The sequence below is a fragment of the Paenibacillus sp. PastM-3 genome, assembly GCF_029893965.1.
GTDB lineage: Bacteria > Bacillota > Bacilli > Paenibacillales > Paenibacillaceae > Paenibacillus_AQ.
Genome location: NZ_JARXXP010000001.1, coordinates 791406 through 814868 on the forward strand (window position 1 = coordinate 791406; position 23463 = coordinate 814868).

The window sequence follows — 23463 nt, forward strand, 5'->3', positions numbered from 1 at the left end:
ATCGATACCACTTAGTTCAAAAGCAATACTATAGCTGTCACCCCAGTGTGTCAAACCCCTTTTCCAAAATGACTATTGAAATATTGCAGCAGGATAAGATAGACGGGTATCTCTATATTTTTCACGGTAAACGTTTTATTTTGTTTATTCCAAATATTTCTTGATGTGATAGTATGAGTTAATCATTAAGATTGGAGGACTATCATTGAAAATCCGCGCGATACTATCCCTTCTTCTCAGCCTTGTGCTGTTAACTATGGCAGGATGCGGCAACAAAGATAACCCCGGCGAAGGTAAAACCGACGAGCAAATTGCAGCCGATTATGTTCAAACCCTCGGTTATACGATTGTAGCTCATGAAGGAGAGCCCACCAAATATACATTGGAGCAGAAAATGCTTGAGAATCTCGATTATATGCAGCTTTGGGGGGTTCAGAAGCAGGAACCTGACGCCTATTTCGGAAAAGAGATCGTCACCTATCCATTCATCGTGAAGGATCACCCCTTGGAACAGCAATACAGTCCGGACGATTACAGGATTTCTGTCTCCGTTATGATTGTTGACAGCAAGGTCATTGGCGGAATTTCAGGTCCACTAAGCAAAGTAAAGAACCTCGTCATGGCGGGAGGAGCATACTCAATTGAAGGAAAAACACTGAAACAGATAAAGGGTATGGATTATCCGGAGTGGCTGGAGCACTGGAAGAAAACGTACGGCAAGGCAACAGAATAAATGGATTAGGACCGTGTATGCGTCCCTGTATTTTTTCCGTTATAATAATGCAATACATATCATAGCGCAAAGGATGGGATTTATTATGGACGCAACTGTATCCAAACGCTGGCTGCTAGCCAGATTGTATGACCCGGAGCAGACGATTGTGGACTGCAGGTTCACATTAGGCAAACCTCAGGCTGGCCGGGAAAGCTATGAGCAGGAGCATATTCCGGGAGCGGTCTATCTCGACCTGGAGCTGGACTTGTCCAGCCCGGTCACAGAACACGGCGGACGCCATCCGCTGCCCGACCCGCAGGTGCTTGCAGCCCGGCTCTCCCGGCTTGGGATCAGCAATGATACACGCATTGTAGCCTATGATGACGAAAGCGGCATGAACGCGGCCCGTCTCTGGTGGCTGCTGCGCTATCTGGGGCACGAGCAGGTGTTTATTCTGGAAGACAGCTTCAGTACCTGGAAAGAAGCGAAATATCCGGTGACGGATCATCAGCCGGTGCGGGTGCCGAGTACATTCACTGCTAATGTGCAGCCGCAGATGCTGGCTGGTGTGGATGAAGTGCGGGCGGTATCGGAAAAGACAGCTGCGGCTAAGGCTGACGCTGTTGATAATGGCTCATCAGAACCTCTATCTGACCTGCCGATCCTGATCGATTCCCGTGCGGGCGACCGCTTCCAGGGCCAGAACGAAACCATGGACAAGAAAGCAGGTCATATCCCCGGCGCAGTCAATTACTTCTGGAAAAACACGCAGAACGCTGATGGCAGCTACAAGAGCGCCGAACAGCTTGCGGAGCATTTCACTGGCCTTGACAAGGACCGCGAGATCATCGTCTACTGTGGCTCCGGCGTAACCGCCTGCCCGAATGTACTGGCGCTGGAGAAGGCCGGGTTCAAAAATGTGCGGCTGTATGCGGGAAGCTGGAGTGACTGGATTTCTTACGAGGACAACCCTATAGCTTCTGGGGAAGAGTAAGAACAGAGAAGTAGTTTGTTAAGCAGCCAAAGGGACTGGACCGAGTGATGAATATGCATCCCGGTTCAATCCTTTTGGCGTTCGATTGCAAACAAACTGCAAACGCAATATAGCGACTCTTTTATCTTTAGAATTATATTCTGAGGTTTTAAGAATCTCATTCACAACTTTATTTCCGCCCACAATGCATTAAATAGACTTAAATGATACAAAAAGTTAGTTCTATCGCAATAATATTATTTGAAAGGTTCTAAATCTTAAAATCAAAATATATAATTATGTTAAATTTTCATTTAAATTAGAGGTTGAACTCTCATTTTTATACAGACTATTAAATAAACATAGTTAATTATATCATCTTCTATATTATTGAACTGACTTATGTTAATGGAAAAGATCATCTTGGAATTTGTTATCTCCTAAATAAACTATTTAATTCAAGAAAATCAGATTTTTAACTCAATATTCTATGTTTCTTCACTTGTAATTTTCAAATCGGTTATACCTTCAAGGATTAATTCAATACTTTCCGAAAGGATCTCGGAAAAATCTGGAAAAGTAAATTTTGTTGGTGTTTTAGCGTTTATTTCAAGTTCAGTAATTTCATTAACTTTTTCTTTTTGAGCATCGGATAGCAAATGAAAATTCCCTTCCATTGTAAACTTCCTTTGTATCTGATCGGCAAGCTTATCGTTGATTTCCCACAAACTGCATCTTTTGTTTGGTTCTTTATCTAACAACTTAAGTAGTTGCTCTGAGAGATCTTGGGGAATAATGTCTGAAACAAAATGAGGCGCAGTAGGATTATCATTTAAATGAGCGTACATTAAAGCTGCCCCACTGTTTTTTTCAAAAGGTGGTTTCCCTGTAAAAAGATGATATAAAGTACAACCCAGCTGATAAATATCTGTTTCTTTAGTGGCTTTTTCTCCCTTCCATTGTTCTGGTGCTGTATAAGAAGGTGTTCCTAAATCCCAAACTGTATGAGATCTTGTCACTGCTTCAATAAATCTAGCTAAGCCAAAATCCCCAACCTTAATTAAGCCGAATTTTGATAAAAAAATATTAAGCGGCTTAATATCACGATGCAAAATCCCCTTGCGATGAGCATATGCAACTGCTCTGCAAACTTCAAGGGCTATAAACAATGATATATTGTAATAAGTAGTTTTATCAATCAAAGGCTTATACTCTTCTATCCACCTATTAACATTTATACCATCAACAAGTTCCATAACTATAAAGTAATTAAGGACATTGGATATTTGGAAAGAACCAAAATCAATGATAGAAACTACATTCGGATGTCCTAGTAAACTTGCTCCCGCTTTTGCCTCATCAAGTAGAATATCAGCAGCACTTGGATTTTGTTTGAGATAATTTCCATTCACCATTTTAATAGCAATATTCCTTGTGAGTGTGTGATCTATAGCCTTCCAAACCTCACCCATTCCTCCTGGAGCAATAAATTCAATTAATTCATACCTTTCATTAATCTTAGAGCCCACTGTTAACAAATAGATCGCCTCATTTTTAAAGTTTACATTACAAGAAAATTTTACCTCACAAAAAGACAAGGTACAATATTTTTATTATCATCTTGTATCTTATAGATTCTTTCAATGGAAAACTCGAAAATTGTGAGAATAATTAAAGGATTTATATTTGAAAATAACAATGAGTATGTGCGACTGTATGCAAGGAGCTGAAGTGCTTGTAGTGATTATAAAAATATGCGACGGAGCAGGATTGAAAAGTGAAAGAATTGGGATAAGCAGGTTTGTGGATTGAACCGGTTGTTGATTTGTAAGCTACCTAGTTCAGTCCTTTCGGCGTTCAGTTGCAAACAATCTGCAAACAGGGACGCGGAGAATTTAGTTTCTAGGCACCTGGAATCAAACAAAACCTGACGGCATCAACTCTCCGTTGTCGAATGACTGAGCATACACAACCCCCTAGCCAGAATACTCTAGGGGGTCAGGAATTACTGCAATAAAAATCCATCACTCTGGTGAACAGCTACTGGTATAGGAATTGAAGATTTGTCTGCAGCTTTCATAAGGTCATCCAGCTTCTCTGCCGCCTCCTGTTGCATCGTTGGGAACAAGTGCGAATAACGATCCAGCGTAATAGTGATGCTTGAATGTCCCAGCCGCTCAGTAACAACTTTCGGATGCACTCCGGCCTTCAGCAAAAGACTTGCATGTGTATGCCTAAGGTCGTGAAACCTTATACGTGGCAAACCGGAATTTCTTATAAAATCAAGCCAACGGGATTCCAAATAATAAGGATTTACCGGATAGCCGTTCTTTGTCTGTGCAACCAGTCCATAATCATTATACTCTGTCCCCTTCTTTGTCGCTTTCTTTCGATCATCTTCGAGTAAAAGCCGCTGTTTCTTCAGTGCATCTGTGGTTTGTTGTGGAAGAACGATGGAGCGAATACCGGCTTTAGTCTTTGGCTCTTGAAAGATATGGCCAACAACTCCACGAGTGTATGATCTTCGTACAGTCACTTTGCCTGCCTTGAGGTCAACATCCTCCCACCGTAGAGCAAGCACTTCTCCACGCCTCATACCTGTTGTAGCAGCCAGCAGAAAGATGATATAGTAGCGGCTGTCCTTCGTAAATTCAAGAAACTCCATTAATTCTTCTTCGTTCCATACCTTAGTTTCTGCTTTTGGTATCTTCGGAGGTTTTACAAGCTCTGAGACGTTCCGGGTTAGCAGTCCCCACTGCACTGCCGTCTTCAAGGCATCGTGGAGCACCTTATGAACATGGTTGATTGTCTGCGGAGAAAGCTTCTTCTCGCCGCCCTGCATTCTTTCGTACATGCTCACTAAATGTTGCGGCAAGAGATTAGCCACCTTCAGTTGACCTAGCTGTGGAATAATGTGATAATTCACCAACCAACGGTATGTCTTGTATGTTCCAGGCCTAATTGTCATCTTTTTCTGTGCCAGCCAAGTCGTAATAAAAGTTGTTACATCATCCTTTGTTGTCTCTATGAACGTATCTGTGTTCATCTCGTGCAAAACTTTACTCAAGGCCTTCTCTGCCTCAACTTTTGTCGCAAATCCACTTTTGCTCTTTTGTCTTCTTTTACCAGTTTCTGGATGTCGCCCATACTCAACCACGTAGCACCATTTATTCCCACGTTTGCTAACACAACCTCTCATTTAATCCCTCCTATATTTTTATCACAACGCAAAAAAGGCGCCCATTCGCATATGGGCGAACAGCCGCTTTCCTCTTTGGTTTGTCTATTGCACTGCATCTCTTTTTAACCTCATGCCAAGCTTATCAATAGACATGTTAATCTTAACAGTAGAAATATCAATTCAACAATTATTGCACCCGAACAGCCTTCTTCCCATGTACAATCTTTCATCACTACTTCACTTCCCCCGCCAAACGCAACAAGCTCTAACCTGCTCCCTCTCACTCAGCCAACCTCAGCTCTCCTTTCACCCTCTCACTTCTTCAATTCTCAATCCTATCGCCTACCTTCACTTCGTCTCCAACCCCAAACCCAACCGTAGAACTCTCCTATCTCCCAACACTCAATTCCAGCTCATCCCGATTCAATCCCACTGAAATAACCACAACCATAATTCCACAACACAACAATATCTCGATCAATACATATGGAGTTTACATGCCAAGGCAATCTCATTCCAACGACATTCTTAACCTCCATAAACCGAAGATGATTGATATCACTCGTATTCTTTAGCGAGGCTGGAGACGAAATCCTACTTATTTGCAAGTTATGAGCACTTTAATATTTGCCCATTTCCTTTCGTAAAATAAGTTAATCCTGCTCATAGGGCCAATTACCAAAAACAACATTGCAGCTTTTCTTAACATTTCCGACTTTGTCGTAAACGCTCTTACTTCATTATTGAATTCTATACTGTTCTTAAACAATACAGTAAGTCTAAGTCCTCGTTCTTCGTTTTACCTGTGTAGTTGGTTGCATCGTATCAACCTCAAGTGAATCAGCGCCGTGAATTTCCATATAACGATTCTCTCTACGACCAATCTGCCTTTGAGTAATCCCAGAGTATTTCCTGTTCTTAAGAGCAATATTGGGGATATCAAAACAAAATCAAAAGACGTCTGGAAATTATACAAGCCTCTGACGTCTTTTCACTGTTGAATCTATGCCCTCGTATAAGCTTAGCTCCTTGCCCCCAGTGAACTGTATGCGGACCACAACTGCTTGAATTTCTTAACGGTGCTTGCTGCTCTCAATTTGGGGATTCTCTCGAGCCCTCCAAAAAGTTGCGTGAGAAGCTGCTTTGGTGTTCTGGTGCGCCCGCCAATTTGCACTGGACCAACCTTGCTGAAGGCTCCCAACCTTCACACTATCAAGTCCTTATTGCTTTAGCTGGAAAGAAGCCCCGCCTCTGTAAAAGGAGGACGGGGCTTCTTCGTTGTGTGAAGGCAGGCATAAAGCAGCCCCTGACTTATGATTAGGTCAGGGGCTGTTATGAGCTATTTGAGATGACCTAGTCAACGTAGATTACAACGCGACCGTACGAAACTGCCAAAACTTCAAGAGTTAGGCCCCCCGACTTGATAGTAGTGCTATCTTCTGTTAGGGCTTTGACGATTGCAGCTTTGACATCGGCCCCGTTAGGGAGCCCAACAGCACCCATTGCCGCGAGTACTGCGTTCAAGCGAGGCTGAGAGATGGTATCTGTTGCAACATCTGCCATACCACTCATCGAAACGACTTGAGTACCGCCACTAGCGGAGCTGTCACTGTACGACATAATAATTGATCCGTTAGAGTCGCGGATAAAAGCAGCTTCCTGGGGAGCATTATATCCAGTGGTGAAACCATACTTCTTAACGGCTGGCTCCATTAGTTTAGCGTAAGTCTCCAACAGCTTATCGTATCCATCAATGACGTCAATGGTTCCTTTCGGAACTTCTTCCTCACCGAGTTCCACTGTGCTGCTTGGAGCGGTTGGACGAACTTGCAAATCATGTGTGCTGGAGTTGTCGATTACTTTCTTAATGAAAGTTACCGCTTCAGCCCGGGTCAAGGTATCATCGCCTTCAAAGCCAGCCACTGTGTTTGAGGTTTTACCTCCAGCAAGGCCGTTCAACAGGAGGAACTTAATTGCGTTGTCTCCGGAGAAGTTTTTACCTTGTGTTCCCGCGATGATTTCAGCTACGGCCTGACGGGTAATCTTTGCGTTCCGGTTAGAACCGGTTGGATAGTTATTTGCTTTTGCGATCTTGTAGTACGGGTCCGACCAACGTTCGCCAGCGCTTGCTACCTTGGTTCCTTCATATGTCCGAATCAACATCGAGAGGAATTCTTCTTGGGTCACTTCTTTTTGTGGCTTAAATGTTCCATCCTCATAGCCAGAAACAATCTTTTCTCCTACTCCCCACTCTACCGTAGAATAAGCCCAGTGACTTTCTCCAACATCTTTGAATGATGCTGCAAACATAGTATTTGGCCCTATGAGAGTTGCTGTCAACAATACACCTACCAATATCTTCTTATAATTATTGCTCAAAAGACTCCCCCCAAACTAAATTTTATGGCATTATAACGTTATCAATATCAATTGAACAAGTTATCTATCTACAGTTCTTACCTATGTATTTCGAAATAATCGACTTAGATCACATTTAAGGAAGAAGTGAACTTTGTGTTTCAGTCTGTTTTAGACGTACCCCTATTCAAAGATATTACTGTGACCAATCCAGAATATGTATTGTCCAAATTCACAGAACGTTTCTACCATAAGGATAAGGTTCTTTTTCTACAGGGAGATCCAGGATTGGAAATGTTTGTGATAAAATCAGGCTCGCTTAAGATCTTCCGCGAGTCGGAAGGAAAAGAACTTATTCTTGGACATCAATTTCCAGGGGAGTCGATTGGCGAGCTTGAGGCAATCTACAGCAGCAGCACACGATTGGCTTCTGTATCAACCCTTGAGATGACAGTTCTATGGGCAATCCATAAATCCGATCTGGAAGATTTGATGGATCACTATCCACAAATCTTGCGTAAACTTTTCTACGTAGTTAGCGAACGACTTGACCAAGCGGATCGCAAATTGGAATATCTGGCATTTCTATCAAGTAAAATCCGAATCGCCAATCTTCTGCTCGATCTACACTCCAACTTTGGAATAGAGTCTCAGGAAGGATATCTGATCGACTGGAAATGCACCCACCAGCACATGGCTCATATGATTGGTATAAGCCGCGAATCTATGACGATAGGTTTGCAGGAGCTGCAGGCTGCACAAATTATCTCTGTACATAATAAATACATAACGATTACCAATCTATCCGCACTCAAACTATTGGCGAATGATGAGGAAGCTTCTACAAACGACCGTGAATGGCACCCCTCTTCGTCCTACAAGTACAATACCATTTAATGGAGTTAACTTCTGTGTTCCAGCTAACAAAACACAAGCAACATCAGTCACAGCGCAATCCCTGAGTTAAGATTTCCGCCCCTCCTCAGGGTAAGTTCTCAGCTGCGACCAATGGTCAGCGGCTTCTTTGCTTTTTCGCGAAACTCACTGCTTGTTCAGGCAGCAAAGAACTATTGGGCTTGCCGGAGAAATATGTTGAATGCACAAGAATCGTAGAGAAGGAGCTGGAAGTCCTTGAGCCGCTGAACACTTTCCACTAAGCGTTAGAAACAACTCTGATCTAAAAGCTGCCTACGAGGCCTCTGTACAAAGGATCTTTGATTCCCCACTTTGATATCATAGAATTCCATGAGACATAGATTCGTGTAAACACAGGGATTGTGTGCTTAGATTTCCCTGTGGTAGAATCTGCTAACGTTAGCAATTAGGGGGGAGTTAGAAGTGGAAAAAGAATTGTTTGAATTGGGCGAAATAGTAGTGACGCCTGGAGCTACTGAACTGATCACTCAATTCGGTGTTCTCTTTGTACTAAACTGCCATGTGAGTGGAAACTACGGAAACGTAAGCGAGATGGATTGGAAACTCAACCAGTGGGCAATCAGTCACGGGGAGCGAATCGTCAGTACGTACTCTGGAATTTGGGAGAAGGCGGTGTTTGTTGTGACAGAGCGAGACAGAAGCGTGACAACAGTGCTGCTGGGGGAGGAGTACTAAGGAAGGAAGTAACAGTCAGGAGCACAGCAAAGTTGACGCTACTCAACCCTCCACTGTGTAGCAGAGCTCCAGCCCCCCCCCCATGGGCGTGGAAAGGAAACAAGAATCTTAACGAGGATGACTAGCGTAGGCGAATCGCATGAACTGCCACCGGCTGCCACTGCTGCCATCAAAGTGGCGGAGTACTTCGTGAGCGCCGCGAGGGAGTCAGAGGCGATGGAAACAGTATACAACTGTCACCTGTCACCTTAAAGTCTGATACTTCCCCTTTCGCCCCCTCCTCCTCTACGTATAGGGGGAGGGGGATTAATACTAAGGAGATATTCTTTCAGTGGCAGGTGGCAGTTAAGGGGTGTTCCCATTACTTCAGAACCCTTACGAGCGATCGTAGATTCGACGGCCACCATACAAAAGAAAGTGGCGGTTGGTGGCAGTCACTTACCCAATCACATATACAATTCTTAATGAAGGACAACTTTAAGAGCCCTATCTTTAAGATTCCGTGCTTTTACTTAGGCTTTTCATGATACCACTATTGGCCATGCTCCTTCTCCACCTGTGTGGCCCGTGGCAGAGTACAAAATAAAGCACCCTGAATTTTAACAGGGTGCTAATAAGGAAAGAATATGCTCAATTGGCTATCGAATATCCTCCATACTGCTTCTCCTTAGCCTCTTTTTCATCGTCAGCTTGTTTTTCAATGTAACTGAAATACTCTTTTACCTGCTCCCAGTTAAACGCTGTGTAACGTTTTGAAGATGAGGCCCGATATCCATCCGGAGCCAGGACAAGTCCAGTACCATTATTCTTCTTAGTTTTCTCAAACTCATTGGCAATTATTGGCTTCAACATTTGTTCATGATGCTTATTTTTACAACGATCTCCAATAGTTTTCACTGCATCAGCTATGTTGATCAAAAGTACTTTTCTCCCTTGTACAAAAGCTGGCCTTTTATCTTTCCCATACTCGTCTGCCTTGCTCTCTGATGGTTGGTATAATCTTACGCTGTAATCATCACCGAACAACTTACCATGCGCATTTCCATGAGTTTCAATAAACCAATTTAAGTCTTCAAAGAATAATCGAAGTTCATCTTTCTTTTCACCAACAACAGTTGTAACCTGGTCACCCAGTGTGGAGATGTTGTAATCAATGTCTTGAACAGTATAACCACAATCAAGGTTGTATTCTTCTGCTAGTTTCTTAAACATGTATAAACCAAGTGGAACAATGGCATAGTTTTTTGCTTCACGAATCTTCATCTTAGGAAACTTGATCTTCAGTGTATCAATATAGTCTTTCCAGATTTTGATCACATCATCAGGGTCTTGTCTAGCTGCCCATATCAAGAATCCTGTCCAATAATTCTTATTTTGTGAATCGTTCAATAAATCATGAATATCCCTGGCCCGTTGACCTTCAACTGTTAGGACCTCTTCATTAATAAAATTTGAATTAATGAAGATCATTATCATCCGCTCAATTAGCGAAGGGTCAGAAGGAGCCTGTTGTCCAGTAATGAGCAGTGGATTCTTGCTGGGATAGGTATTAATGTCCATGTATTTCGTTCCCTTATCCTCACTCTTCTTACCGAAAGAATCGCGGATAAAATTATTTCGTTCATTTCGGACTGCTTCTTTCCAATCGCTTGGTCGATATTCATCTTTGACAGTTGGTATATGGTAACTAGTAGATACAGAAGCTAAGTCACCAAATTGAGTAGTAAAACTCGGCAAAGTTGTATTGCCGCCATAACCGAAATAAGGCATAAGTGTTGCAGCTATAGCAGATTTACCTCCACCATTAACTCCCACAAGAAAAGCGTGTGAGAATCCCTCTGTATTTCCTTTCTTTCTTATTATTGTTTCAAAACCAATTGCAGTTAGCCAGCCAATTATACTGAGCATAGTGGTGCGTTCATGCAAATATACTGCGTTCTGAATAAATAATGGAATAACTTCCGTTCTCCATGAATTTGGATCATACTCTAAGCCCGTTAATTTAGTTACTACATTAGGTGGAGTAGTCGCATCTCGGTGGTATACTATATCTGGACGAATTTTTCCATTCAAATCATAAGTGTGATTTGGTGTAACAACGACTTTTTCTTTTTCGACCTCTACGATACCAAGTAGACTAACACCTTTCTTCTTTTCACATTTCACTTCAGTAAAGAGGTATTCCCCTAACTTTGACACCATTCGATCCGTTCCATAAATAAATGCTGAACCAACATTACGTTTTTGTAATTCTTCCTTAAGTACCATAGCACTCCTAAAATCATAACTTTGAAGTTCTACTATCGACTGGATAGATTTATCATTTTCCTGTGGGACGATTATAGTGAACTCAGCATAAGTATCAGTGGATGTACGATCATTAGTCGATACCCTGTCAGTGTATACCCGATAATTAGGATAAATAATAAAGTTAGTAATCTGCCCCATACCATTGAGTGAATCACAATACATTCCATCATGGCATTCCATAACAGTCGAAGATTTCTGCGCTCTCATAGCTTGTTGTTTGCGTGCCTCTTCATCAATTTGTGCTCGCAATTCTTTCACTTTCATATTATGTTCCCTAGCATCTATAATCCCTAGCTCTCTCAAACGTAAAACCAACTCTTGAATCTTCAAATGACGCTTGGATCTGTCTGTCAACTTGGAAATTTCTTCAATGAGATATTGGAGTGTAATTGTGTCTGAAATATGACTATATGATTTGATATTCTCCTCAAGAGTATTCTCAGTTACTATTTGCTCCTGCTCCATTTCTTCAACTATACCCTCAAAACTCATTAATATCTCCTCCTATTGGAATCTTATGTTGAAAAAATCATCTAAACTTTCAGGCCAGTTTCCTAAATATACATTCTCAAATCTAAAGTTATTGATGTTCCCATCTTTATAACGGATCTGTTTTTCCAGCAGTATTTGAACGCCATATTTCTCCCATAACACAAGTAGATGAGCAGGGACAAAGATGTATTCTTCCCCAATAAATTCCTCCTGCATTATGAATGCTGGAAAACCATCAAGATCAAATATTTCCACTGGCTTGCCCGAAGGATCAATTACACTAAGCCCTCTAACCTTGTAACCTAAGCTATTTGCTTTACATGCATTTTGGTGTAATTGCCCAATTTCAAATGATATGATTTTCTTCAAGACCGTTGTTCTCTCCTCCTGTAGGTTGCTCCAAATTAACAGTCCGCTTGGCTCTGGCGTTCTGTGAGACCTATGTTACATGTCTTATCATTTATTTTCGAATCCCCTGTGGGAAACTCCCTTTTAAGGCTATTCTCTCGTGCGTGCCCTCCGCGCTTTTCTTTTGTTCTTGACAACATCCGCTTCCATTTTCCTAGCTTATACTCTTTCATACTCTCTCTGTCGCAGTTTTCAAATTTTCTCTGCGTAAAACTTGGTTCTTTCATCCTTTTGCTCCAGAAACCATTGCTTAGCAGTTCTCCGATTGATCCATACCGATCCATCAGTTAACTTCTCTGCTGGTAATCCTCGCTGTCTCCATATTGCTATCAGACGAGTGCTGACGCCTAGCTTCTGAGCAAACTTACTTTGCTGTAGAGCGTTTGTAGGGATTTGTTTCTTCATCACCACGTTGCGGTGAGTGTCCCACCATTCTTGGCACGCATCAGTATTAAACTCAAAGGTTCCGATATCGCTAAGCCAATTGAATGGAAAATCTTCATGTTTGCTTATAATTCTACGCACAGTAATTGGGCTGCACCCCAGTACCTTTGCTATTCTATTCACTCCATATACCAGCATAGTGAAATCCTCCAATGAGATAAGATTCTATTATTGATAAGGAATCTTATCCCATGTATGGAGAGTTCGACAAGAAATGCGGCACAATCATTCAGAAAATCAGATAGAAGAACCTCTACTTTGCTCTGTTTCTATTAACTCCAATAACTAGATCCTTTCACTAATCCTTTGACGAGATTATTCCCATACTTATCCATTGCACTTTTTATCATTGCATTATTCAAATGATCAAGTGTCCCTGCCCCGAGAAGCCCTGAAGCATAGGTTTTAAAGTCGGGGGGGGGGCTTGTTTTGTGCGTGCTTTATACTACGGAGGTAAAGCCCGTATAGGCGTGCTTCCAATCCAACCAGTAGTGTTTTCAACTTGTCGCCTTCGTGTTTAAGTGCTTCCAGAGCGTTATAACCTAATAATCCTCCTGCTGCTTCGAACCATCGATCTCTTTTGTGTCCTTTGAGAAAGCCGCACCGTAAGTCTTCGAATTCCGCTTTTTCTACTGCTGTTTTGACCTGTACTGGCATATTCGGATACAAATAGTCCCGAAGGAATTCAGGTTCAGCTTGTTCAATAGTGATTTGTGACTTTTGGCTTGGCTTCTCTGGATAGCCAATAAAAAGTTCGATTCCTTCAACAACATTCTGTACTCTTTCATCAATCCAAACATTAGCTTTATCTAGATCAACACGCCAGTTTTGTGGTCTATAGTCATAAACAGCCAAATTCACTCCACAAACTTGCACAACAGGGAAACCAGATACCGTTATCCAATCTTCAAGAACCACCTTTGATACGCGATTAATCTTGCAAGTTTGATTAATTGTTATTTGCATGTGAGATCCTCCATTTTGTTTGTATTGTCACCAAGTCTCATTGAGGCTCGGTGGCAGAATTACTTAACCATGTACCCCACTAACGTCCATGAATATAAATTTCTTGCCACCTGCTCAGCGCCTTTATAATAATCAATATTCTTCTGGCAATATAAAATTAATCCGCAACGCTTCTGCTGTGGTATCACGATAATCATCAACAATAATCCAAAAGTCCTCAGATAAGTCATTCACTAGCTTCATCGGGCTAAAGGGTAAGCTATTTCCATATCCATCTGTTACTACAACCAAGTCTTTGAGCCCCTTCCTCACAACAGTGAAATAATCACTATTGTTTTCGAGAAATCTCTCAATTGCTTGTGAGGCTAGTTCTCGAAACTCATCAGCTGTAACTTGATTGTTGGTGTAACCGTTTGATTCACAAGTCTGAATTCTTATCATTGGTGCATACCTCTCTCACAGATTTCTATGGTATTACTCCAGTTCGTCGGGCCCGTACGTCCTGATAGCACTAGCATAATACATAGAAATGAAACTTGCTTCAGCTGGGATTCCAATCCATTTTCTCCCTCGTTTTCTCATTTAAAACGAGTGGTCAACCGACACTGCCCGCGGGGGAGTTCATAGGGGTATTGACAAAGTCGGGGTAGATTTTCGAAGGAGTTTCCAAATGCAATTTCCGCATAAATCGTCGTTTTGTCTGAATAACACCCTATTTACTCACTATTTCGCACTTTATTATCTACATACTATTTCCATGGTATTATTTTACATTTTTATTACATTATATTGGTAGCATGATTCAACAAGCTGCAAACAATAGAGCTTGCAGTGCTCAACAGCATCTCGCACCTAAAAGTTCAAGAGGATTTAACAAAATTTTAAAAGCTAATTGACCAGAAATTTTTGACCTGATAAAATAAAATTTTCCAAATCGAGAAAGGGGATTGGTGATATGGATTTAAAGTTAAAAGCGGGAGAGAGTTGGGACGAATTCATCGCCCAAACTATTGAAAGAAAAGACCGTAATTTGGTTGAAGTAATCGAGTTAGTCGCTTTGGATAACAAATTAACAAATGTAGATTTCAATAAGTCGATTGCTTTAGCTGACAAAAATGAGCTATTTGTCTATATTACTTATGATAATGGCCAGTTGTTTGAAGCAACTTATCCTAAGGATCAACCGAAAATAAAAAATATACTTGATCGGGCTAGCAGAATAATTGCAGATAACATGCGCGATTGTGTAGAACGTCTACGGCTTATAGATCCATATTAATAGAACGGACCGGTCAGTGAACACGGCGGACGCCATCCGCTGCCTGACCCGCAGGTGCTTGCAGCCCGTCTCTCTAGGCTGGGCATCAGCAATGATACACGCATTGTTGCCTATGATGACGAGAGCGGTATGAACGCGGCCCGTCTCTGGTGGCTGCTGCGTTACCTGGGGCATGAGCAGGTCTTTATTCTGGAGGACAGCTTCAGTACCTGGAAGGCGGAAAAATATCCGGTAACGGATCATCAGCCGATTCGTGTACCGAGTACATTTGTGGCAAATGTGCAGCCGCAGATGCTCGCTGGTGTGGATGAAGTGCGGGTGGTATCCGAAAAGACTGTTGCAGCTATGGGTGATACGGCGGACGGTGACTCCCCGGCATCCCTCTCCCCCCTACCGATCCTGATTGATTCCCGTGCGGGCGACCGCTTCCAGGGCCAAAACGAAACCATGGACAAGAAAGCAGGACATATCCCCGGTGCACTTAACTACTTCTGGAAAAACACGCAGAATGCTGACGGCAGCTACAAGAGCGCCGACGAGTTGCAAGAGCATTTCACTGGCCTTGAGAAGGACCGCGAGATCATTGTCTATTGCGGCTCCGGTGTAACCGCCTGCCCGAACGTGCTGGCGCTGGAGAAAGCGGGATACAAGAAGGTGCGGCTGTATGCGGGAAGCTGGAGTGACTGGATTAGTTATGAGGGGAATGCTATCGCCACCAGTGAGTAGTCGAGGGGAGTGTCAGTATGAAAAGCCCGCGTCCACCGACGCGAGCTTTTGTTAATTTCTATTTAAATTAGAGGGTAAATTTACCCTGCGGGAAGTATATTGTACTCAGTTTTTCGTATACATTGCCCCGGGCTCTGATAGATCAGGAACTGAGAAAATCCAGCATCAACCTGTTCAATATTACCGGTTTTTCTAGTGGAAGCCCATGCCCGGTATTGGGAATGACAGTGATTTCAATCCCATTTATCAGCTTTCGGGCCCGCTTAACGGCTTTATCAACGTTATATTGAATGTCCTGATCACCTATGAGCAGCAAAACCGGAGCTTTAATTAACTTTAAATCATCATCCTTTATGTATGAAACGAATAATTTGGTTCGCGGAAGCGCATTTTGCATGCCGGTTATGAATTGATTTTTGATGGTCTGATTTATGTTGTTTCCCTTACCTGTCATAAAATCCATTAATTTATTTATTCTTGATGTCGTGGGCATCATGCCTGCAAACAAACACCGGATAAAGAACTCTTTACTCTGCGGCTGCAGGCTCGCTCCTGGGGCTAAAATAATTATCTTTCGTATACGCGAGGATACGCGGGTAGCGAGAACCAAAGCAACGAATCCGCCAAAAGAATGTCCGCAAACATGCGCCTTATCTACATGAAGGCCATTCAGCAACTCAGTAAACCATGCCGCACAATCCGTTTTGTTTTTGATTGGTTTTACCGAACGGCTCTTATTGATGTCCCCCGGAAAATCCACAGCAAATACCCGGTAACACCGGCTCAGCGCTTCAATATTGTCTAACCAAACCGTCGAACTGAATCCAAAGCCATGCAGCAGCACTAACGGTTCGGCATCTTCGGGTCCGGCAATAAGAATATGTATTTGACCAAACGATGTGGGTACATATACAGATTCAACAGGCACCTTCCACAACCGGAGTGTATTATCATAAGCCTCCATGACCTGATCCGGTTTTCCACCCTTCCTGTATATCGAAATCATACGTTGTTCCTCAATCAATCTGTATTTCACCCCTCTATTCCTTTAACCGAAACATACTTAGAAAAAAATGAATATGCTCCACCATCATTTGTTCAACACCCGCTGTATCCAATCCATCAAGCCTTCTCAAAATATACGAATTAACCATTTGAAACAATGGATACTGGTAATTAATAGAAAGCATTCCGGGATCATGCGACTGAAGTTGACCAAGCGCAATATACTTCTCAAACACAATTGCTATACAATCACATATACCTGCCACGATATCGTTTAGATAAATTGCTCTCGCAGCTTGGTCCCTTACTTGTTCCAAATAGATAATCCGCCATATCTTTTCCATCTGTGGATGTTGAATATGATCCAGGAAGTTCTGAAAACCCTGTGTCAAAAACATTTCAATATTTATGGCGGTTACAATGGTATCAAGGCGATCCAGCTGTGGTATGATTTTGGCTATGTCCATTCGAAAATTGAAATAAATTGTTTCTAATATTACTGCCTTACTTTTAAAATGATTATACAAAGAACTCTCTTTTATGCCGACCTCTCTAGTAATATCTCTGATTGAGACAGCGTTATAGCCATATTGAGAAAAGAGATCTATGGCGACCTTGAGTATCCTAATTTTATTATCATTCTGGATCAACAATCCATTTGCATCAAAAAACTCCCCCATATCACTGACAGTTTCCATATCATGAATACTCCTTTCAGAACATTAATAGATTTTATATTATATTCTGATTATAGCTAACGATCGTTAGTTAGTAAAGAGGTTTGGTATGCTGCTTTTGCGGCTCCGGCGTAACCGCCTGCCCGAATATTCTGGCGCTGGAGAAGGCCGGATTCAAGAACGTGCGGCTGTATGCAGGGAGCTGGAGTGACTGGATTTCTTACGAGGAGAACCCTATAGCTTCTGGAGAAAAGTAACCCAAAGAGCCTGCGCCTGGCGCGGGCTCTTTGGGTTAGAAACTACATATAAGAATAATTAATTCATCTGAAAATTATTATAATGGATTGAGGAGGGGTATTAAATGAGAATCATCAAGCTATCCAAGCTCAGTGGCTGTAAACAATAACATGTATGGTTTATCTAACACAACTTTAAAAATTCAAGATATCGGTGAAGAAATCGGCCTGATTGAGAAGATATCACATCCTATGCCGACAAAAAACGGTGAATCCAATGAGGTCCCTGTGGGAAGCACGTTATACATGATTAATGGAGTCAATATGGATGAAGCTATAGCGGTCAAAGTATGTGCAGAATGTCCGTGGTTACGAGGCCATGGTATTATGCGTTATCCATTATAATCAAGAATGATACCCCGCCTTATGCTACCCTTTCGTTACCTCATCCCCCTCCCCTTTCCCTGCCGCTTATCCCGCACTACTCCTGACATTCCTTTCCTTGTCCATCCGGTTCCGTGCTGGCTATTCTGCTTGCCGCCCAGCTGCTAACGCCGGGCAGAACTTTCGCAGCTTACAAAACCCAGCAGCTGCCGGAGCCGGAATGGAGCTACAAACTGCCCGAAGGCTACACCATGTTTAACTCCATTTACAGCTTACAGAGCAAGGACCGGGTGTTTTTCCAGCTGCGCAAGAAAGTGACGGTTTCATCCGCCAAGACCAAGTACACCACTTTTACCTAAGCGTCCGTAGACCGCAGCAAGGGTACAACCAACTGGGTCTATGACTACTATGACATCGCCAACGACAAACCTTTCAGCGGCTCGGACCCTTATTACAGCAAGGACGGCAACAGCTATTTTTATAAAAGAAACGACAACGGAACGAAAATACTCCTCTCCGCAGTCAATACGAACGGCAAGCTGAAATGGACCAAAACATTCCATAACCCGTTCACGCTGGTTGTGCTGGACACCGGTAATATTCTGCTGTATTACAACGCCTACAACTCTTCGACTAAAACCTCTAACCGCTATTTTGAAGAGTTCAGCAGTGACAGGAAGCAGGTCCGAAAACTGGCTATAACCAAAGGCGCATTAATCACAGGGACTTTGGAGATGCTCCCGAACGGTTATATTGTGCATAATCCCGACCAGTCCAGCGTTAACGTCTACCGGAGTCTGGCTGCACTGAAAACGCCTTTCGTCAGATACACAGCCCCCAAAGAACTGGTTGGCGTCAATGTGGGTGTACAACCCTTCAGTGGAGGGTCTATACTAGTCTCCTTATACAGCAAGACTGACTACAAACTATTCGGATTTGGTACAGACGGCAAAAAGAACTGGGTGCGCACGCTTAACCCTAAAGACCATGTCGTCGGCATTACCGGCAATAACTATCTGGGCCAGAGAAGATTTCTACGTGCTTGATCCGGGGAATCTGCAGATTAACTACCATCTCTCCACACTGTGGAACGACTATAACGCCGGACATCAATATATCTATGCGGGAAAAGGCGAGCTCTATGTGACAGACAACTGGTTCAGTAATACTGTGACAAAATACATTTTGAAATAGTGCAGGACGGTAATGCTTTCGCGTTCGACAATCTAATGACTTGTGCTAAACCGGTTTGGAGCGACGTTCCTTTGACCTTAAGCCATTACACAGGAACAACTGGGCAGCATCGAGCAGGTCGTCGAATTATCCAGACAGCTCAGCCAAATCTCCCGGCAGCTGGAGAATGAGCTAAAGCAGTTCAAGGTGGCATGACGGGGCGGCATTCTTGTCATACTAAACAGCGCTGTATTATAAATACAAAAACGACGTTCAGCCTGCATCAGCGATTGAACGTCGTTTTTCACACTTTCCTGATTGTTTCCAGCACTTCTTGTACCGGGTTGTTTCAGATTCCACCTCCATTCCCCCGGATAGACGAACGAATCGAATCCACAACAAGATATATGATAGGCACGCAAGTCGGAAACAGCAGAAACGAGGCTTCTACCCTGCTTGTAATCTCATCCAGCTGTGCCGAATTCAGATTCATGTATACGGTCATGAAGATCATCGCCGCTGTCATTAGATAAGAGAATGGCTTATGATCCTTCAAGCCAATCATATGGGTCAGCCCCATGACTGCAATCAGCAGAAACATGGCAATTTTGAAGAACATACTGTACAGCCAAAATACAATAAATAAAGGGTCCAGATTCTCAAAAATTGCGCTGGAGTGAATATAACGTACGATCTCAAGCGCCGGATACTGAAAGTTCCCTGTTAACTCGACACCAAACAATAAAACAGAGGTCATCATATTAGCAATTGTAATGACAGCTGCGGTTAACGAAGCCCAGATTACCGGCTTCATTGCAGCCTTTTCTTTTTGAATTAAAGGAAATATATATACGATGAACGCAGCCTCACTGAACAGGGAAGCAATCATGACAGCTCCATTCCAGGAACCGGGCAGATCCAGGTTGGTAATAAAGGCAATAGCCATGTCGTAATTTAACTGGGAAGTGACAAACAAAGGAAAAGACACCGCACTCACAATGCTGATCAGGAACAATCCCTGGGCGGAGCGGAACATAGTCGGTGCACCTGCCCGGACACCTTGACTAATGCAAATCCCAAACAGCAACGCAATCGCCCAAAAAGGAGTGCCGAGCAGATAATTCTGCACCAGAAATGCAACGAGCTGCCGCAGGATAAAGGCTGCAATGAACATATTCACAAAAATTGTCGCAGTGAACAGGGGGTAGTGAATCCAGCGGCCCAGAATCTCCCGTCCGTATTGTCCCAGAAAGCGTTCCGGCCTGCGTATACTCAGCAGATAAGAGAAATAAGTAATCAGCAAACCGATCCCCGTTCCAAGCAAAATAGACACCCACACTGTGAATCCGGCCTCTCTGACAAGCGGACTAAGGAAGAATCCAATCGTCGTCGAAAACAGGAATTGGGCAAAAAACATATATAGCTGCGTCAAAGTAATGGATCTCATGTCATCCGCCTTTCAGGTCTCAAGAAACAACAGTTTTTGTAAACCGTAAAATACATGCTTCACCATGATCGCAACACTCATCTGTTCCCGGGTTAAATATATTGCCTCCACCATGATTAGCAGCAGAACCGTAATCGTCCACATGAGCCGCCTCGCCCGCGAAGAGCGGTTATACTTCTTCATGTACCTCCGCTCATACCAGCCGATTGCCAGAAAGGAAAGGGCAATGATCATCATACTTACTCCTCCGCTGAACCGGATATATCTTGATCCCAGTTGTGTTTTTTAGCTGCTCCGTTCCAATCCACAGTGATTTCAAATTGAGGCTTGACAGTCACATCAGAAGCTATCCGTTGCCGCCAATCAGGCTGCAGCTTTTTCCACACGCCGGGATAATGCCACTTTAAAAGCGAACCTAATCCCACAGGATCAGTCTGCAATGCGCGAAACTGTTCAAAAGCCCGTTGCACCTGATCCTCCAGCTCACTGTTAATCTCCTGTTCCAGATTGTGAAGCTGACCTGGATTATCAAAATCAATTGAGGAATCACTGGAGAGCACTCCTGCGCTAATCGTGCAGTGCAAAAGAAAACGGATATCATCTCCATGAACAGCAGGCTTAATCTTCCTCTTACCGCTAGATAGAAGCAGGCTTACCTTCTTGCCGTCCGTAGGCGAAGTGATGTTATAGTTAAGCTCACTCTCCTTCTGATACAGCCATATCATAGCCTGAGTTTGCTTTTCACTCAGCATCCCATTCATTTTCCCCTGCGAAAATACGCCGGCACCTCCCGTTCCCAGCCAATTGGAACCTGGTTTACTATTGTTTGACTCTTTATCTACGGTTGTAATCTCTTCGAAAGTCAGCTCGGGCAGAAGAAAATCACCCCCTGCATATAAAGCAATCAGCATGTCTTTTATTGTTACAATAAGCGTGTTTTTTTGCTTTGCGTAGTTCGCCAGTATGACGGAAGGGAACCGCTCAAAGATCGCTGGAATTTTGGCAAAATGACTTGCCTGGCTCTGTGTCATAAACAGGCTGGCATTGATATGGATGAGCGGCTCCCTCACCAGAAAATCGGACAATGCCAGCATATCGCCTTTTGACTCTGCAAATTGTTTGCCGATAATGATATTCCGGAGCTGGCCGAAGGTAATCTTCCTCGATAAATCCGCTTGTAAATTGCGGTAAGCTTCGCCGATACTGGGAGCGGTCTTGGAAGTATAGGTATACACCTGAGAGTTGCTTCCTCCTGAACTGCCGCTTGTACCACCGGAAGGGATCTGGTTGGGTAAAGGGAAGCCCAGCGTAACTTCAATTCCTTTATCCGTCCGGTCCAGCATCATGACCCTGACAAATGCACGATGGTTAAGTTCAATGGAAGACCAGCAGCCGGTGAGGGCGATCATCATGGCGAAAGGCAATAACACACGGGCTGCCCAAAGAAATATGAGTTGTTTCTTCCCATTATTCTTCATTCCCATCCCCGTTATCCCACCCTCTCGCATCCTGCCGTTCTCTTGTCCGGTTACCTTGGGCGTATAAAGGCCTCATCCGCATTTTCCACCATGGAGCACGTATTACCGTATCCTTTAATCCATCTATTTCAAGCGGCGCGAACGGGGCCATATAAGGATAACCAAAGGATTGCAGCTCGGTCAGATGAAGATACAGCAGCAACATTCCGCAGGCAATGCCGAACATCCCGAACACCCCGCCCAAAATCATAATGGGAAAACGCAGCAGCCGGAAAGCCAATCCCAAATCAAAGTGGGGAATAATGAACGAAGCAATTCCCGTCATCGATACGATGATTACCATCGACGCAGATACTATCCCGGCCTGTACTGCCGCAGTGCCTATAATTAGTGCACCGATTATAGATACAGATTGCCCGATAGCCTTCGGTATGCGCACGGTAGCTTCCCTGAGCGCTTCAAAGGAAAGCTCCATGATCATGGCCTCAACCAAAGCCGGAAATGGAACAATCTCACGGGCAGAGGCTACTGTAATCAGCAGATTTTCGGGTATCATATCCGGATGGAAGGTCGTGATGGCCACATAGACGGAAGGAAGCAGCAGTGATATAAATGCAAACAAATAGCGGATCAATCTGATCCAGCTCGCCGATACATAACGTTGGTAGTAGTCTTCAGATGCCTGCATCAGCATCGTTATGTTAATCGGAGCCATCAGGGCAATTGGCGTTCCGTCTACGATTAACCCGATCCGTCCTTCCAGTACCGCCGCGCACATGACATCCGGACGTTCGGTATATTGCAGCTGCGGAAATGGCGAATAAGGATTATCTTCAATCAGCTCCTCCAGGTAACTTGAGCCCAGGACTGCATCCAGCTTAACTGCCGAAAGCCGCCGCTTCATCTCGCTAACCAAACCTGGGCTGCATATCCCTTCGAGAAATACGATTGCCACATTTGTCTGACTTATTGTACCGATACTCATACTCTCGATCTTAAGTGCAGGAGTCTTCAGCTTGCGGCGAAGCAGCGTAAGATTAGTTGCCAGATCCTCAATGAATGCTTCGCGTGGACCGCGCACCGTCGATTCGTTCGGAGCTTCCTGCACGGCGCGTTTTTCAAGATGAATGGCCTGAATGGATATCATTCTAGCTTCACCATCCAGCAGGAAGACAACCTTACCCGATAAAATATCCTTCAGAACATCCTGCAGCGATTCACGGATTTGCTGCTCCAGCGCTGGCAGCTGCTTTTGTACGAAAATCCGGTTAGCGAATATTTCATGATCTGCAGAAGCTGCCATAGACATTATGGGCGACAGCACCTGTTTTTCTACGGTAGGCTGATCTATCATGCCGTTTAGAAACACCAGGGAACAGCTTATCCCCGGGCCTGGGGTAAAACCATGAATAACCAGGTCTGTCCGGTTTGAAAGCTGATCCTGCAGCCAATCGAGCGGTTTGGCAAACTTAGATGTCCCTGCGTGATTTAGAGTGGACTGCAGCTTGCCATGACTTACACCCTTGTTCATTCCGGACAACGAATTCCGCTGGAGTGCTTTTTTGACTCTGTGCAAGATATTCAAAGTCTTGACCTCCAT

At 43.6% G+C, this 23463-nt stretch carries 23 protein-coding genes and 1 pseudogene; 10 read left to right on the forward strand and 14 right to left on the reverse strand.

Annotated elements, in window-relative coordinates:
* Positions 1–205: 205 nt before the first annotated feature.
* Together M2108_RS03610 and M2108_RS03615 are read left to right on the forward strand one after the other, a co-directional pair.
* Positions 206–733: a hypothetical protein gene (locus M2108_RS03610; RefSeq protein ID WP_277467217.1), complete on the forward strand. Its 528-nt coding sequence runs from the start codon at positions 206–208 to the stop codon at positions 731–733.
* Between the two features lie 85 nt (positions 734–818).
* Positions 819–1709: a sulfurtransferase gene (locus M2108_RS03615; RefSeq protein ID WP_277467216.1), complete on the forward strand. Its 891-nt coding sequence runs from the start codon at positions 819–821 to the stop codon at positions 1707–1709.
* A 467-nt stretch (positions 1710–2176) separates the two neighbouring features.
* Here M2108_RS03615 and M2108_RS03620 read toward each other — a convergent pair whose 3' ends face one another.
* From M2108_RS03620 to M2108_RS03630, 3 genes are all read right to left on the reverse strand, one after another.
* Positions 2177–3217 (reverse strand): serine/threonine protein kinase, encoded by a 1041-nt coding sequence (locus M2108_RS03620; RefSeq protein ID WP_277467774.1) that lies wholly within the window; start codon positions 3215–3217, stop codon positions 2177–2179.
* Positions 3218–3693: 476 nt separating this feature from the next.
* Complete coding sequence (locus M2108_RS03625; RefSeq protein ID WP_277467215.1) at positions 3694–4887, reverse strand: site-specific integrase; 1194 nt, start codon at positions 4885–4887, stop codon at positions 3694–3696.
* A gap of 1335 nt (positions 4888–6222) precedes the next feature.
* Positions 6223–7248 (reverse strand): S-layer homology domain-containing protein, encoded by a 1026-nt coding sequence (locus M2108_RS03630; protein WP_277467214.1) that lies wholly within the window; start codon positions 7246–7248, stop codon positions 6223–6225.
* A gap of 180 nt (positions 7249–7428) precedes the next feature.
* Between M2108_RS03630 and M2108_RS03635 the strand changes: the two genes are divergently transcribed.
* Positions 7429–8124, forward strand: a complete 696-nt coding sequence (locus tag M2108_RS03635) for a Crp/Fnr family transcriptional regulator (RefSeq protein ID WP_277467773.1) — start codon at positions 7429–7431, stop codon at positions 8122–8124.
* A gap of 441 nt (positions 8125–8565) precedes the next feature.
* Positions 8566–8838 carry a hypothetical protein gene (locus M2108_RS03640; protein WP_277467213.1) on the forward strand — a complete coding sequence of 91 codons (273 nt, stop codon included), beginning with the start codon at positions 8566–8568 and terminating at the stop codon, positions 8836–8838.
* Positions 8839–9468: 630 nt separating this feature from the next.
* Here M2108_RS03640 and M2108_RS03645 read toward each other — a convergent pair.
* From M2108_RS03645 to M2108_RS03665, 5 genes are all read right to left on the reverse strand, one after another.
* Positions 9469–11640, reverse strand: coding sequence for a hypothetical protein (locus M2108_RS03645; RefSeq protein WP_277467212.1), 2172 nt, complete (start codon positions 11638–11640; stop codon positions 9469–9471).
* A 12-nt stretch (positions 11641–11652) separates the two neighbouring features.
* Entirely contained in the window at positions 11653–12009 is a 357-nt protein-coding gene (locus M2108_RS03650) for a hypothetical protein (RefSeq protein ID WP_277467210.1), read from the reverse strand.
* Positions 12010–12240: 231 nt separating this feature from the next.
* Entirely contained in the window at positions 12241–12630 is a 390-nt protein-coding gene (locus M2108_RS03655; RefSeq protein ID WP_277467209.1) for a hypothetical protein, read from the reverse strand.
* A 267-nt stretch (positions 12631–12897) separates the two neighbouring features.
* The gene (locus M2108_RS03660; protein WP_277467208.1) at positions 12898–13458 is read right to left on the reverse strand and encodes a hypothetical protein; all 561 of its coding nucleotides are present in this window, start codon (positions 13456–13458) and stop codon (positions 12898–12900) included.
* A 132-nt stretch (positions 13459–13590) separates the two neighbouring features.
* On the reverse strand, positions 13591–13899 hold the full coding sequence (locus M2108_RS03665) for a hypothetical protein (protein WP_277467206.1): 309 nt from the start codon (positions 13897–13899) through the stop codon (positions 13591–13593).
* Between the two features lie 514 nt (positions 13900–14413).
* On the opposite strand from M2108_RS03665, the gene M2108_RS03670 reads away from it, so the two are divergent.
* Both M2108_RS03670 and M2108_RS03675 read left to right on the forward strand, forming a co-directional pair.
* Entirely contained in the window at positions 14414–14737 is a 324-nt protein-coding gene (locus tag M2108_RS03670; protein WP_277467204.1) for a hypothetical protein, read from the forward strand.
* 39 nt (positions 14738–14776) lie between these two features.
* On the forward strand, positions 14777–15463 hold the full coding sequence (locus M2108_RS03675) for a sulfurtransferase (protein WP_346780530.1): 687 nt from the start codon (positions 14777–14779) through the stop codon (positions 15461–15463).
* 142 nt (positions 15464–15605) lie between these two features.
* Here the strand turns inward: M2108_RS03675 and M2108_RS03680 are convergent, their stop codons facing one another.
* Together M2108_RS03680 and M2108_RS03685 are read right to left on the reverse strand one after the other, a co-directional pair.
* Positions 15606–16487: an alpha/beta fold hydrolase gene (locus M2108_RS03680; RefSeq protein ID WP_277467203.1), complete on the reverse strand. Its 882-nt coding sequence runs from the start codon at positions 16485–16487 to the stop codon at positions 15606–15608.
* A gap of 16 nt (positions 16488–16503) precedes the next feature.
* On the reverse strand, positions 16504–17166 hold the full coding sequence (locus M2108_RS03685; protein WP_277467202.1) for a TetR/AcrR family transcriptional regulator: 663 nt from the start codon (positions 17164–17166) through the stop codon (positions 16504–16506).
* Positions 17167–17252: 86 nt separating this feature from the next.
* Between M2108_RS03685 and M2108_RS03690 the strand changes: the two are divergent.
* The 4 genes and pseudogenes from M2108_RS03690 to M2108_RS03705 form a co-directional block, all read left to right on the forward strand.
* A pseudogene (locus M2108_RS03690) lies at positions 17253–17402 on the forward strand (sulfurtransferase); the annotation flags it as partial.
* A 497-nt stretch (positions 17403–17899) separates the two neighbouring features.
* Complete coding sequence (locus M2108_RS03695; RefSeq protein ID WP_277467200.1) at positions 17900–18124, forward strand: hypothetical protein; 225 nt, start codon at positions 17900–17902, stop codon at positions 18122–18124.
* Positions 18125–18346: 222 nt separating this feature from the next.
* Positions 18347–18811, forward strand: coding sequence for a hypothetical protein (locus tag M2108_RS03700; protein ID WP_277467198.1), 465 nt, complete (start codon positions 18347–18349; stop codon positions 18809–18811).
* A complete protein-coding gene (locus M2108_RS03705) occupies positions 18804–18959 on the forward strand; it encodes a hypothetical protein (protein ID WP_277467197.1) in 156 nt (51 codons plus the stop codon). The genes M2108_RS03700 and M2108_RS03705 overlap by 8 nt, the downstream gene beginning before the upstream one ends.
* A gap of 328 nt (positions 18960–19287) precedes the next feature.
* Here the strand turns inward: M2108_RS03705 and M2108_RS03710 are convergent, their stop codons facing one another.
* The 4 genes from M2108_RS03710 to M2108_RS03725 are packed head-to-tail and all read right to left on the reverse strand — an operon-like array spanning position 19288 to position 23448.
* Positions 19288–20385, reverse strand: a complete 1098-nt coding sequence (locus M2108_RS03710) for a GerAB/ArcD/ProY family transporter (protein ID WP_277467196.1) — start codon at positions 20383–20385, stop codon at positions 19288–19290.
* Between the two features lie 12 nt (positions 20386–20397).
* Entirely contained in the window at positions 20398–20622 is a 225-nt protein-coding gene (locus M2108_RS03715) for a hypothetical protein (protein WP_277467195.1), read from the reverse strand.
* A 2-nt stretch (positions 20623–20624) separates the two neighbouring features.
* Positions 20625–21869, reverse strand: a complete 1245-nt coding sequence (locus M2108_RS03720) for a Ger(x)C family spore germination protein (RefSeq protein WP_277467194.1) — start codon at positions 21867–21869, stop codon at positions 20625–20627.
* On the reverse strand, positions 21853–23448 hold the full coding sequence (locus M2108_RS03725; protein ID WP_277467193.1) for a spore germination protein: 1596 nt from the start codon (positions 23446–23448) through the stop codon (positions 21853–21855). Before M2108_RS03725 ends, M2108_RS03720 begins: the two co-directional genes overlap by 17 nt.
* Between the last annotated feature and the right edge of the window lie 15 nt (positions 23449–23463).

What these genes read in the sequence shown, in the direction of transcription:
- M2108_RS03710 (WP_277467196.1), bottom strand. Translation starts at nt 20,385, where the DNA reads ATGAGATCCATTACTTTGACGCAGCTATATATGTTTTTTGCCCAATTC.
- M2108_RS03685 (WP_277467202.1), bottom strand. Translation starts at nt 17,166, where the DNA reads ATGGAAACTGTCAGTGATATGGGGGAGTTTTTTGATGCAAATGGATTG.
- M2108_RS03715 (WP_277467195.1), bottom strand. Translation starts at nt 20,622, where the DNA reads ATGATGATCATTGCCCTTTCCTTTCTGGCAATCGGCTGGTATGAGCGG.
- M2108_RS03655 (WP_277467209.1), bottom strand. Translation starts at nt 12,630, where the DNA reads ATGCTGGTATATGGAGTGAATAGAATAGCAAAGGTACTGGGGTGCAGC.
- M2108_RS03625 (WP_277467215.1), bottom strand. Translation starts at nt 4,887, where the DNA reads ATGAGAGGTTGTGTTAGCAAACGTGGGAATAAATGGTGCTACGTGGTT.
- M2108_RS03645 (WP_277467212.1), bottom strand. Translation starts at nt 11,640, where the DNA reads ATGAGTTTTGAGGGTATAGTTGAAGAAATGGAGCAGGAGCAAATAGTA.
- M2108_RS03660 (WP_277467208.1), bottom strand. Translation starts at nt 13,458, where the DNA reads ATGCAAATAACAATTAATCAAACTTGCAAGATTAATCGCGTATCAAAG.
- M2108_RS03670 (WP_277467204.1), top strand. Translation starts at nt 14,414, where the DNA reads ATGGATTTAAAGTTAAAAGCGGGAGAGAGTTGGGACGAATTCATCGCC.
- M2108_RS03615 (WP_277467216.1), top strand. Translation starts at nt 819, where the DNA reads ATGGACGCAACTGTATCCAAACGCTGGCTGCTAGCCAGATTGTATGAC.
- M2108_RS03720 (WP_277467194.1), bottom strand. Translation starts at nt 21,869, where the DNA reads ATGGGAATGAAGAATAATGGGAAGAAACAACTCATATTTCTTTGGGCA.
- M2108_RS03665 (WP_277467206.1), bottom strand. Translation starts at nt 13,899, where the DNA reads ATGATAAGAATTCAGACTTGTGAATCAAACGGTTACACCAACAATCAA.